The sequence below is a fragment of the Acidovorax sp. genome (assembly GCF_046339755.1).
Lineage (GTDB): Bacteria > Pseudomonadota > Gammaproteobacteria > Burkholderiales > Burkholderiaceae_C > Acidovorax.
In genome coordinates this window covers 1-11922 of the sequence record NZ_JBKDTZ010000170.1, presented here as the reverse complement: position 1 = coordinate 11922, position 11922 = coordinate 1, and the positions used below count along the sequence as shown (strand labels likewise).

The following is an 11922-nucleotide window of genomic DNA, read 5'->3' as shown; positions in this document are numbered from 1 at the left end:
CTGCCAATCCAGATAGTTTCCAAAGAAACAACATATGAAAAACACCAGGCAGCCCAGCCCCCTCGACGCCCATCTGGGCTACTGGATGCGCTTTGTCTCCAACCAGGTGTCGGCCGAGTTCCAGCAGGCGGTGGAGGCCTCGGGCGTGTCCGTCACCGACTGGGTGGCGCTGCGCACGCTGTTCGACGCAGAGGGTAGCGAGGAAAGCACCGCCACGCATGCCACGCTGACACAGGCCCTGGGGATGACCAAGGGTGCCGTCTCCAAGGTCGTGGCCCGGCTGGAGGCCAAGGGCCTGGTTGCACGCGCGGGCGCGCCGACGGACGCGCGCAGCCACACCCTGTCGCTCACACCCGCCGGCCGCGCCCTGGTGCCAGAGCTGGCCGCCAAGGCCGATGCCAACGACGAGAAGTTCTTCGGCCACCTGTCGGCGGCCGAACGCCAGCGCCTGGCGCGCCTGCTGCAGGAGATGGTGCGCCGGCACCAGTGGCAGGAAGTGCCGCGCAGCTGATCCCAAACCCCATCACGAAACCATGCCCATGAACGAAACCACCATCGCCACCATCGAACGCTGCGCCCAGGCCTCCAAGGACGGCACGGCCCATTTCGGCGCCATCGTGCAGGCCCTCATCGAGGCCGGCGTGGAAGCCTATTTCGCTGACTACCGCAGCAATGCCACCACCTACTACCTGCCCAGCGGGGAAACCCATCAGGTCCCCCTGCAACCGCCCGCCACGCCTATCGCTCAGGACTTTGGCGCGGCCCAGGTGCAAGCAGCCATCCGCGGTGCGCAGCGGGGCGAGGTGATGTACCCCGAGTTCCTGAAGCTCTCTCGTGCAGCCGGCTGCGTGGGTTACATGGTGTGGATCGCCGGGCGGCATGTGAGCTACTTCGGCCGCAGGGGCGAGGTGCATGTGGAGCGGTTCCCGGACACTCCCTGAGCGGAACCAGCCCGCTCACCCGCCCGCAAGGTGGTCACGCAGCCTGTGCAGGGGGTGCCACAGGCCTGGAAAACACATTCACCAGGCTGCCATCAGGATCGCGCAGCAGCGCCGAACGGTTGCCCCAGGGCATCACCGTGGCGGGCATGACGACCTCGGCGCGGCCCTCGTCGCGCATGCGCGCCAGGGTGCCATCCACATCGGCCACCTCGAACTCCAGGATCGCAGAGCGGTTCGACGCTGCCGTGGCGGCGCCCTGGTTGAACAGCTTTACGAGCCGCTCTTCGGAGATGGCCAGCGTGACGCCTTCCAGGCGCACCTCGGCAAAGCCATCGGCCAGGCGGGTGGCGGCGGTGCCAGACAGCAGGGAATAGAAAGAGAGCAGCGCTTCGAACTGCTGGGTGACGAGGCGGACGGATGCAAACTTCATGACAACAAGCTCCTGGGTTGGAAAAGAAAGGAGCGAGGTTATGGGGACATGCTGCCAAATTCTGGCAGTATCGTTCGGCCGCTGTCGCGTATACGCTGGTGCCAGGTCTTGAGCAATGCCTGGCGGCGCTGGGGATAGCGTGCGTCGAGCATCTCGGCCTCTGCGATCCGATCACAGCGGAAGTTGCGGAAATCGCCGCGCAGCTCGCACCAGGCCGACAGAACACGCGACTCCTCGAAGTACACCAGCGCGAACGGCCAGGTCACGCGCTCTGACTGGGCACCCTGCGGGTTGCGGTACACGATGCGCAGCTTGTGCTCGGCCCGGATGGCGGCACGCAGGCGGTCCTGCGCGACTGCCGTGGCGGGCGCAGGCTTGGTGCGTGCGCCCACCAGCACGGCAGAGGCTTCCAACTCCCGGCGCAAGGGGGCGGGCAGCACGGCACCGATCTTGGCCACGGCATCGCGGGCGCCACCGGCCAGGCCCACGTCGCCCCGGTCGGCCACCCAGCGCAGGCCCAGGGCCAGGGCCTCGATCTCTTCGGGCGTGAACATCAGCGGTGGCAGCATGTAGCCGGGCTGCATCACATAGCCCACGCCCGGCGCGCCCTCGATCATGGCGCCATAGTCCACTGAAACTGAGAAATCGGCTGTGCGCCGGGGTGGCAGCGGGATGCAGCGCAAGGCGCGGGCTGCAGCCAAGGGTGAGGGCCTGGCAGGGCCGCACTCGTCGTTGCCGGGCTCGCCGGGTGTCCTACCCGGCTGCGCCCGCCGCCTAGATTGCGGCCCTGCCAGGCCCTCACGCACAGCCGATTTCTCAGCTTCAGTGGACTAAGCCTGCAGGGTGGCGATGTCGCGGTACAGCGTGCGCAGGCTGATGTCCAGGGCCGCGGCCAGCGCCTGGCCGCTCATGGGGCGGCTGTGGCGGCGCAGGACCTGCAGCAGGGCGAGAAGGCGTTCGGAGCGGGACATGGGCCGATGGTAGCCAGCCCGGCGGGCCCAGCAGAGCGGGGATACAGCTTCAGGCGCGTGGCCTCAGCTGAGCCCCTGCAAAGACACCTGCTGAAAATCCGGCTCCCCCGCGATGAGCCTTCGGAAGAACACCAGGCACGGATCATCGCCCAGCATCCTCGCCTTGCCCAGCACCCGCTCCTTGAGCGAGCGGTGCTTGGTCAGCGACAGCACCCATTCATGGTTGCCGTCCTCGCTCTCGTTGGCGGCGGCGCCGACCATGTAAGTGCGGCCCTCCCAGTTCACGTGCGCGTACCACCCCCAGTCTTCGGCGTCGGGGTCGGTCATGTCGAGCTGGGCCGGCACGCGCTCCCGCAGCCATTCGAGCAGCGAATGGCCCCGCATGGGGTTGATGGGGTTCTCGGGCTCCAGCGAGACGTCGAAGAGCCGGGTGTGGAAGTGGATGTCGGGTTCCATGGGCGAACTGATTGGCAATAGGACGGGCCAGGCACCAGTCCGATGACTGGGCCAGCCTACCACCAGGGCATGACCCCGCAAACCGGATTCTGGCCGTGCCCCTCGACCTCTGCGGGGCGAATCTGCGTACCATGCGGCCTGCCAAAGAGCCGATCAAGCGAACGCAACGACAACCCAGGAGACAGGCGCCACCATGCCGGCCCACCCCACCACGACAACCCAGGTTGCGGGCAGCGCCGTAGCTGCCGCGCCGGCCTTTGCGCCCCTGCGCGCGCTGAGCGCCAGCCTGCTGCAGTTGGCCGCGCTGGCCCGCGCCGCACCGCCAGAGGCCATGCTGCTGCAGGCGCTTGAAATGATGCGCAGCACGCTGGTGGACTTCGACACCGCCTGGTGGGGCGAGGTGTCGGCCAGCCAGGGCGATGCGCCGCCGCGCAACTGGCTGCACGGCAGCATCGGCCTGGCCAAAAACTTTGCGGCGGAGTGGAATGCCCTGGCCATGGCCGATGTCTTCGCGCAGCAGTCCATGGACCAACTGGGCGTGGTGGTGCGCGAGAGCGCCGATGACCTGCCTGCCCTGCCGGGCATGGCGATACCGCCCGATATCGATGCCTTCTGCCGACGCCACGGCCTGTACCACTGCATGGCGACCACGGTGGCGATGCCGCGCAGCGGGCTGATGTTCTTTGTGAGCCTGTACCGGGGCCCGAGCCGGCCCAACTTCACGGACCAGGAGGCGGCGCTGTTCGGCGAGTTCGTGCCCCACCTGCTGGGCCACTGGCAGCACCGGCTGGAGCAGTTGCAGACGGCGCCCGCAGGCAACAGCCCGTGGGACAGCTATGCGCTGGCCGATGGCGCCGGCCAACTGCTCTTCGTGGGCCTGCGCGTGGGGCGGGCGCTGCAGGCCGCGTACCCGGACTGGTCGGGCACCGCCCTGCCTGCCGCGCTGATCGGCGCCCTGCCCGCCAAGCTGCCGGGCAGCCTGGTGCTGGGCCGCGCCTGCCGGCTGCGGCTGGAAGCGTGTGGGCCACTGCTGGCGATCAGCATCCCCGCACCGCACAACAGCAAGCCGCCGCTGGCCCCGCGCGAGCTGAGCGCGGCCACGCTGTACGCACACGGCCAGTCGTACAAGGACATTGCCGCCACGCTGGGTCTGACGCCAGCCACGGTGCGCACCTACCTGCGCAGCGCCTATGCGCAGCTGGGGGTGAGGAACAAGGTGGAGCTGGTGGCCGCACTGCGCCGGCAGTAGCCTGGACGGCTCTGGCTGGGTGTTTTCCCTGTCCCTCTGCATTTGCAGAGGCGTCAAAACACGGACCCGTCCCTATTGTTGCGCCCGGAGCCAAAAGGCTTCGCAAGACCCAAGCAACAACAGGAGACGCTTTCCATGTTTTCAAACTCACCGACCGCCGGCATGGCCAGCGGCCGCCCTGCGCTGCTCGTGGCCACCCTGGCCGCACTGGCCCTCACCGCCTGCGGCGGCAGCGACAAGGAGCCCGCCGCCAGTCAGCCACTGGCCCAGGCCTGCCCTGGCTACCGCACGGCCACCCTGCCCCATGGCGCCACTATCACCCGCACGGAGCTGCGCGCGGCCGAGGGCCTGCTGCCCGAGGTGTGCATCGTGCGCGGCGAGATCGTCTCCTCGCCCCAATCCACCATCCACTGGGCGGTGGAGCTGCCCGCAGGCACGGTGTGGAACGGCAAGACGCTGACGGTGGGCGGCGGCGCGTTCGACGGCTTCATCCCCACCGACGACCCGTGGTACCAGCACATCATCGGCGCATCGGCCCACAGCTACGTGAAGATGAGTTCCGACTCGGGCCACCTGGCACCGGGCTTTGCCTGGGGCGCCAGCGACGTGGCGCTGCGCAACCATGCCTTCGACGCCAACCACTTCGTGCTGGAGGTGGGCACGGCCATTGCCGCCGACTTCTACGGCAAGCGGCCCACGCGCCGCTACCACATCGGCCATTCCAACGGCGGGCGCTCGGCCCTGGCCGCCACGCAGAACTACCCCAAGGACTATGACGGCGTGGTGGCCATGGAGCCGGCCATCAGCCAGCAAGCGCACCAGACCAACCTGGGGCCCACGCTGCTGCGCCATGTGTTCTCGAAACCCGAGAACTGGCTGAGCCCGGCCAAGATCGCCTTGTACGCCAAGGCCGAGACTGCGGCCTGCGACGCACTGGACGGCCTGGCGGACGGCATCATCGGCAACGTGGCCGCCTGCAACTATGTGCCGACCGAGCTGCTGTGCAAAGGGGGCGACAACGACAGCTGCCTGACCGCCGGGCAGATCGAATCGGTGCGCCTGATCTACGCGAACAAGGACGTGCCCGTGACCCTGTCGCAGGGCGCGCGCGGCTACCCGGGCTTTGGCCGCGGCGGCGCGGCCACGTCCGACTGGGAGGCCTATGTGTTCGGCCCCAGCTTCGCGGCGCGCGACTCGTTCAACTACATGGCCGCGCTGGCTGCCGCGCGCCTGGTCGAAGGCAACCCGAGCGCCGACCTGCTGGCCCACGATCCCACGCGGTACCAGGCCCAGTACCTGCGCCTGGCCCACCAGATCGATGCGACCAACCCCGACCTCTCGGCCTTTGCCGACAACGGCGGCAAGCTGCTCATCTGGTACGGCATGGGCGATGCCTGCGTGTCGGTGTACCGCACGGCCGAGTACCTGGACAGCGTGCGCCAGCGCATGGGTGCCAGCAAGGTGCAAGGCTTTGCGCGCATGCTGACCTCGCCCTCCATCGGCCACAACCTCGATGGCCCGGGCACCGACCCGGTGAGCATCGACCTGCTGGCCGCCATGGACGCCTGGGTGGAGCGCGGCACCGCGCCCGACCGCCTGGTGGCCACCCGCTACGAACCCGCCGACCCGCGCGCCGGCAAGCAGACCCCGGTGCTGCAGCGGCCGGTGTGCGAGTACCCGAAGTTCCCGCGCTACGACGGCAAGGGCGACCCTGCCAAAGCGGAGAGCTTCAGCTGCTCTGCCGTGTGATACCGGCGGCGGTCAGTAGCTCGCCCGCAGCGTCACGCTGGCATTGCGTGGCTCACCGAAGAAGTTGCTGCGGCCCGTGGTGTACACGCGCTGCCAGTAGACCTTGTCGGTCAGGTTGTTGACGTTGAGCGCCACGGTCCAGTGCGGGTCGATGCGGTAGCTGACGGCCAGGTTGACAATGCCGAAGCCGGGGCGGTGCGTGTTGGTGGTGGCGTTGCCGCAGCTGGCGCTGCTGTAGGCATTGACGCCCGCGCCGACGCTCAGCCCATCGAGCAGGCCGTTGTTGAAGCGGTACTGCGACCACAGCTTGACGCTGTGGTGCGGCGTGAGCGCGTTGAGCGGCAGGCCGCCGCTCGATGCGTCGCGCACGTAGCGGTTCTCGTTGTAGGCATAGCTGGCGTACAGGTTCCACTGCTTGGTGAGGCGGCCCGAGACTTCGAGCTCCACGCCCTTGCTCTCCACCTCGCCCTGGGCGATGGAGAAGCCGGTGTTGACCGGATCGGCCTGGGCACGGTTGACCTCGCGGATGCGGTAGACGGCGGCGTTGGTGGTCAGCGCCCGGTCGAAGAACTCGCCCTTGACGCAGACTTCAAGCTGCTTGCCGACGATGGGGTCGATCACACCGCCGCCAAAGGCCAGCTGCGTCTGCGGCGTGAAGGCGTCGCTGTAGCTCACAGAGCCCGAGACCTGGGGCGTGAAAGCGTAGGTCAGGCCCGCATAGGGGCGGTGCTTCTGGTCCACCTGGTTGGTGGTCCAGGCGCCGGTGGTGGGCAGCAGGTTGCGGCTTTGTGTGTCGTACCAGCTCACGCGGGCGCCCAGCACCACGGTGAGCGGGTCGGTGATGCGCAGGCGCGTCTGGCCGTACAGGCCGTACTGCGAGGTTTCGGACTGCGAGCGCGCCGTGGCCGGGCGATCCGGGCACGGCACGGCGGAGTGGTCGGGCGCGTACACGTCCTGCACGTAGTAGTTGGCATAGCGGCCCGAGGTGGCGGCGCTGGTGTTGCGGCGCCAGTCGACACCGACCACCACGTCGTGCTTGCGGCCCAGGGCGTTGAAGCTGCCGGTGAGGTTGGCGTCCAGCGCGTTCTGCTCGATGCGGGTCTGGTTGAACCACAGCATCAGGCTGGCGCGGCCGTTGGTGGGCGTGACCTGGCCATTGGGCAGGTACAGGTGGTTGGTGGCCTGGTCGTTGCGGTAGCCGCTCCAGTGGAGCTTGGCGCGCCAGTCGTCGTTGAAGCGGTGGGTCAGCTCGGCGTAGAGGTATTTCTCGTCCTGCTCCGAGCGGTTCCAGTCCGCACCCAGCCAGGTGGAGCGGGTCACGTCGCAGCGCGCCGGTGGTGTACGAAGGCAGACCGACGGTGAGCCAGCCATCGACCATTTGCGCATGCGCGCCGACCTGCAGGCTGGCGGTGGGCGCGAGCTTGCAGTCGAGCGCGCCGGCAATCGCATGGCGGTCGCGCTGGGCGCCGCTCTGGTAGGTGCCGCCCTCCTGCTTGGCCGCCGACAGGCGGCCCAGGATGGTGCCGGACTGGTTGAGCGGGCCGGTCACGTCGACCTCGGCCCGCTTGGTGGACCACGAGCCCAGCTGCACCGCCCCGCGCGCCTGGAAAGTGTCCTGCGGGCGCTTGCGCACCAGGTTGACGGCGCCGCCCGAGCTGGAGACGCCGCTGAACAGCGCCGAGGGGCCGCGCAGCAGTTCCACGCGGTCGAACAGCACGGAGTCCCACGCGGCGGCGGTGCCGGGGGCAGGCACACCGTCGATCATGTAGTTGTTGATGGCAAACCCGCGCGACGAGTACGACGCCGACTCGCTGTCGAAACGCTCGGAGACGTAGCCGACCGTCTGCTCCAGCACTTCTTCGACGTTGCGCATGTTCTGGTCTTCCATGCGCTGCTGGGTGACCACGCTGATGGACTGGGGAATCTCCTTGAGCTCGGCCGCGGCCTTGCCCACCGTGGCCTGGGTGCTGTTGTAGCGCTCGGTGCCTTCGGTGCTGGTGCGGTCCTGCTGGGCACGCACGGTGACCGGTGGCAGGTTGGTGGTGTTGCCACCGGCGGGGGCCTCTGCGGTTTGCGCGCGGGTCCACAACGGCCAGAGCCAAGCTGGCTGGCAATACGACACGGGCCGTAACGACCATCATTTCATTCCATAACACAATGAATGCTTATCATTCCCATGGAGATGGACATCTGTACTGGCAAACGAGCCTGGCAGCCGGTGGGCTGCCGTCAGTTGCCATCGCCGCCCGGCTTGGGGGGCGCTGCATCAGGCGCTTCACCGGGCCGGGACTGAGATTTCGCCTGTGCTGCCGCACTGGCCATGGCCCGCTTGTTGCGCAGCCGGGGCACATGCACCTGGGGCGGCATGCCATTGATGTGGTTGATGTCCAGCAGCAGGTTGACCGCGCTCGAATCACCCTCGCTGGGGTCCGGCACGTAGGCGCTGTGGCTGCCGTTGCGGGCATGCAGGCTGTGGTGCACCACATGCACGACCATGTGGATCTGCATCACCCGCTCGCCGAGGCGAGGCAGCAGCCGCAGACGCGCCTCACGGTCCAGCGCCAGGCCCATGGTGCCGGGCCGGTTGATGAGGTCGGTGCGCACATCGCGCCAGTTGGCACCGTTGTCCACCGAGTATTGCCAGATGCCGGCCCGTGCATCCAGCCGCGCGATGACGATGCCGGCCGCCGCCGCATGCTGGGGACTGCTTTCGGCCAATAGGTGCGCAATGCTGGTGCCGGCGACACCTGTGCCGGCGGCGGCCTGCCCCCCCGACATAGCGTTCTCGTCCCCCTGCCCGCCTGAACCCATGTTGCCAGCACCTCTTTGTCTGGAGCGGCTCACCAAACTCTTTTCGCTTCTTTGCTGCGTCTGGCCGCACTGCCGGTGGTGCATTCGGCACAGCGCCTGGGCAGAAACGCCTGGTTGAGTTTGTCAGCCGCTCTTTATTGGAATCGCGGAAATGGCGCGTATCTCCGGGCCGTGCCCGCGCGCGCCTTTCCATGCATGGATGGCGGCGCGCCGTTACGCTCTCTCCCCTCTGTCGCCCTATAGGCTCACCGGTAAATGACCAGTCGCCTGTAAGCCATTTTTCCGCCACCGTGTAGGAAAAAGCCTACAACAACATGCCGCATAAGCTAAGAGAAATTTGACAGACGGATACGTTTTTGCCGCACTGTTGTAATAACAACCTCCCGGCAGCCGCCCGGGGCAAAGTTTGGGCCTATAAGCAGTTGGGCAGGAAGCCGGTTAGGGCCTGCTCCCTTCCATCACCGCGCCGCCACGGCGCCGGCCGTCGAGGTCGTTCGCGCCGTCCTTCTTCCCCACCAGATCACCACCCCGGTCACACTGAGCACGGCCACGGCCAGGCCCAGCACGGTGACCAGGATGCGCCCCGGCACGCCCGCGATGCGGCCCGAGTGCAGGGGGAACTGCAGGCGCATGAACAGATCGCCGGATGTGCCCTCGCCCGGCACACGCTGGCCGGCCAGGGCGCCGGTGGCACCGTCGAAGTACAGGCGCGGCGGGCCCAGGCCGGGGCGGCTGGTGCCGGGCACGTAGAAGTCCACGCCATAGAGGTCGAAGGCCGGGCGGTAGGTGAGAAAGCCCGGCGGATCGGGCCAGCCGCGGCGCAGGCCTTCGGCACGGGCGCGCTCGACGATGTCGGCCCGGCCGACCAGGGGTGGCGCCACCTGCTCGGCGGGCGAGCGGCGCGGGCGCTCATCGAAGGGGCTCGGGCTGGTGCGCGAGAAGACGTTGACCACGGGCTCCATGACCTCGTCATGCAGGTTCATGGCCACCGAGGTGACGGCCAGCACGAGCATGAGCACCCAGGTCCATACGCCGCCCGAGCGGTGCAGGTCGAAATTGACGGTGCGCGCGCCGCGCGACCAGCGGAAGGCCAATGATTTGCGCCAGGCACGCCAGCGCGGAAAGGCCAGCCACAGTGCGATGAAGCAGTCGACCACCCAAAGCATGGCCACCGCGCCCAGGAACCATACGGCCCAGTCCACCCCCCAGGCGCGCGGCAGGAACAGGGTGTGGTGCAGCTTGTATAGGAAGGGCACGAGGTCCAGTCGCGCCAGCGAGGCCTGGCCCCAGGTGCGCGTGCCCTGCACCTCGGCCGTGGCGGGGTGCACGGCGATCTGGTCGAAGCCCAGCACATGGGGCCGGCCGGTGGCAGGGTCCATGCGCGGCACAACCATCATCACCAGGGTCTGGCCGGGTGCCGCCGCCAGCGGCATGAAGCTGACCTGCAAGGCGGGGTGCGCCGCCTCCACACGGCGCGCGACCTCCGTGGCAGGCAGCAGCGGCGCATCCGTCGGCACCGCATAGTGGAAGCCCGGGTTGAGCCAGCGGTCGAGCTCATGCTCCCACGCGATCACGGAGCCCGTGAGCCCGGCCACGGCGAGGAACACGGCCATGAACAGGCCGGCCCAGCGGTGCAGCAGTACCAACAGCTTGCGCACGGCCTGCTTACCTGCACACGCCCATGATGCAGCAGTACTTCACAGCGAAGGCTGCGCCGTCACCACAACCGTCAGAACCGGTATGCAGCGGCGACCTTGACTTCGCGCCCAAAGCCCAGCGCGCAGAACTCCGCCCCGCCGCGGAAGGTGTTGCACTGCGTGCGGTAGCGCTTGTCGCCGAGGTTGGTCACGTTGAGCGACAGGCGCCAGGCGCCTACGTCGTAGGCGGCCATGGCGTCGAACAGGGTGTAGCCGTCGTTGGTGGGAATGGGGCCGGTGCCGACGCGCAGCTCGCCCACCGTGGCGCTGATGTGGCGCATGCCCAGGCCCAGCTCCAGCGGGCCGCGCTGGTACTTGCCCCAGAGCGATGCCACATGCTCGGGCGTGGCGCCGGGGCGCTCGCCCACTTCGAGTGCATTGTTGCTGCGCGTGACCTTGGCGTTGAGGTAGGTGTAGGCGCCGATGACCGAGAAGCCCCCGCCCACCTCGCCCGTACCCTGCAGCTCCAGCCCGCGGCTGCGCACCTCGCCGGTCTGCACGTCGAAGCGCGGATTGATGGTGGACGGCGTGCGCACATTGCGCTTGCGCAGGTCGAACACGGCGGCGCTCAGCGTGTAGCCGGCGCCCTGCGGTGCGTAGCGCAGGCCCACCTCGGCCTGTTTGGCGGTTTCGGGCTCGTACGGTGTACCGTTGGCGTCCACGGCCGTCACGGTGGTCAGCGGCGGCTGGAAGGCGGTGTTGAAGCTCACGTAGGGCGCCAGGCCGTTGGGTGCCAGGTAGATGGCGCCCACGCGGCCCGTGAAGGCGTTGTCGCGCCGGTCCACGAGGGTGGTGGCAAAAGGCGTGTCGCCGGTCAGGCGCGCATCGTACTTGGTGTCGATGCGGGCCGTGTCGTAGCGGCCGCCCAGGCTCACAACCCAGCGCTCACCCAGCTTGATCTGGTCCTGCAGGTACAGGCCCACCTGGGTGTTGCGCGCCAGGGCCCGGTCGCTCAGGAAGTTGTTGCCCCAGTCGGGCTGCACGTAGACGGGGTTGACCAGGTCGATGGGCGCCACCGCGCGGTTGAGCGAGTAGATACGCCAGTCGAGCTTGGAGTGGTAGTAGTCGATGCCGGCCAACAGCTGGTGCGAAACATCGCCGCCTTTGAGGCGCGCCTCTACATGGGTGTCGATCACCAGGGTCTTCTCGGCGTCGGGTCGCACCATGGCCAGGCGCGCCATGCTGCGTTGGTCGGCCATGAGACCGCGGTTGCGCATCTCCAGGCGGTGGTTGCTGCCGTCAAGGTAGCGCAGGTTGTGGCGCAGGCTCAGGCTGTCGCTGAACGAATGCTCCAGCAGGTAGCCGAGCGACCAGGCCTCCTTGTGGTGGCCCGAGCCCGGGCCATTGACGTTGATGGTCTCGCTGGCCGGGCCGGCGGGCGTATTGCGGTAGTAGGGAATGATGTAGCCCGTGTCATCCTGCTGGTGGTGCGCCAGCAGCGTGAGCGTGGTGCGGTCGCCCTGCAGGGTGATGGCCGGGGCGATGTAGGTGCGGTCGTTGCGCAGCGCGTCCCACTGGGTACCGGCCTCGCGCTTGAGCACGGTGAGGCGACCGAGCACGGTGCCCCGCTCGTTGAGTGCGCCGCCGATGTCGGCCGTCACCTGGCGCCGGTCGTGGC

The 11922-nt window shown here is 68.2% G+C and carries 11 protein-coding genes and 2 pseudogenes; 4 read left to right on the top strand and 9 right to left on the bottom strand.

Annotation, left to right across the window (positions count from 1 at the left end; all coding sequences use genetic code 11):
- The first annotated feature begins 34 nt into the window (after positions 1-34).
- The gene (locus tag ACK59X_RS14130; RefSeq protein ID WP_409957997.1) at positions 35-511 is read left to right on the top strand and encodes a MarR family winged helix-turn-helix transcriptional regulator; all 477 of its coding nucleotides are present in this window, start codon (positions 35-37) and stop codon (positions 509-511) included.
- 28 nt (positions 512-539) lie between these two features.
- Entirely contained in the window at positions 540-941 is a 402-nt protein-coding gene (locus tag ACK59X_RS14125; RefSeq protein WP_409957995.1) for a DUF1398 domain-containing protein, read from the top strand.
- A 34-nt stretch (positions 942-975) separates the two neighbouring features.
- Here the strand turns inward: ACK59X_RS14125 and ACK59X_RS14120 are convergent, their stop codons facing one another.
- From ACK59X_RS14120 to ACK59X_RS14105, 4 genes and pseudogenes are all read right to left on the bottom strand, one after another.
- Entirely contained in the window at positions 976-1371 is a 396-nt protein-coding gene (locus tag ACK59X_RS14120) for a VOC family protein (protein ID WP_409957993.1), read from the bottom strand.
- Positions 1372-1409: 38 nt separating this feature from the next.
- A complete protein-coding gene (locus ACK59X_RS14115; protein WP_409957991.1) occupies positions 1410-2072 on the bottom strand; it encodes a helix-turn-helix transcriptional regulator in 663 nt (220 codons plus the stop codon).
- Positions 2073-2204: 132 nt separating this feature from the next.
- Positions 2205-2342, bottom strand: a pseudogene (locus ACK59X_RS14110) (HTH domain-containing protein); the annotation flags it as partial.
- 63 nt (positions 2343-2405) lie between these two features.
- On the bottom strand, positions 2406-2798 hold the full coding sequence (locus tag ACK59X_RS14105) for a hypothetical protein (protein WP_409957989.1): 393 nt from the start codon (positions 2796-2798) through the stop codon (positions 2406-2408).
- 193 nt (positions 2799-2991) lie between these two features.
- Between ACK59X_RS14105 and ACK59X_RS14100 the strand changes: the two genes are divergently transcribed.
- Positions 2992-4047, top strand: coding sequence for a response regulator transcription factor (locus tag ACK59X_RS14100; protein WP_409957987.1), 1056 nt, complete (start codon positions 2992-2994; stop codon positions 4045-4047).
- 135 nt (positions 4048-4182) lie between these two features.
- Positions 4183-5796 (top strand): tannase/feruloyl esterase family alpha/beta hydrolase, encoded by a 1614-nt coding sequence (locus tag ACK59X_RS14095; protein WP_409957985.1) that lies wholly within the window; start codon positions 4183-4185, stop codon positions 5794-5796.
- Positions 5797-5808: 12 nt separating this feature from the next.
- On the opposite strand, the gene ACK59X_RS14090 is transcribed toward ACK59X_RS14095, so the two are convergent.
- The 5 genes and pseudogenes from ACK59X_RS14090 to ACK59X_RS14070 all read right to left on the bottom strand — a co-directional run.
- Positions 5809-7116: a TonB-dependent siderophore receptor gene (locus ACK59X_RS14090; protein ID WP_409957983.1), complete on the bottom strand. Its 1308-nt coding sequence runs from the start codon at positions 7114-7116 to the stop codon at positions 5809-5811.
- Positions 7117-7498: 382 nt separating this feature from the next.
- Positions 7499-7669: pseudogene (locus tag ACK59X_RS14085) on the bottom strand (TonB-dependent receptor plug domain-containing protein); the annotation flags it as partial.
- Positions 7670-8025: 356 nt separating this feature from the next.
- Positions 8026-8574, bottom strand: coding sequence for a hypothetical protein (locus ACK59X_RS14080; protein ID WP_409957981.1), 549 nt, complete (start codon positions 8572-8574; stop codon positions 8026-8028).
- Between the two features lie 491 nt (positions 8575-9065).
- A complete protein-coding gene (locus ACK59X_RS14075) occupies positions 9066-10265 on the bottom strand; it encodes a PepSY-associated TM helix domain-containing protein (protein WP_409957979.1) in 1200 nt (399 codons plus the stop codon).
- 71 nt (positions 10266-10336) lie between these two features.
- Positions 10337-11922 (bottom strand): TonB-dependent receptor (locus tag ACK59X_RS14070; RefSeq protein WP_409957977.1); only part of this gene is annotated, 1586 nt, incomplete at its 5' end.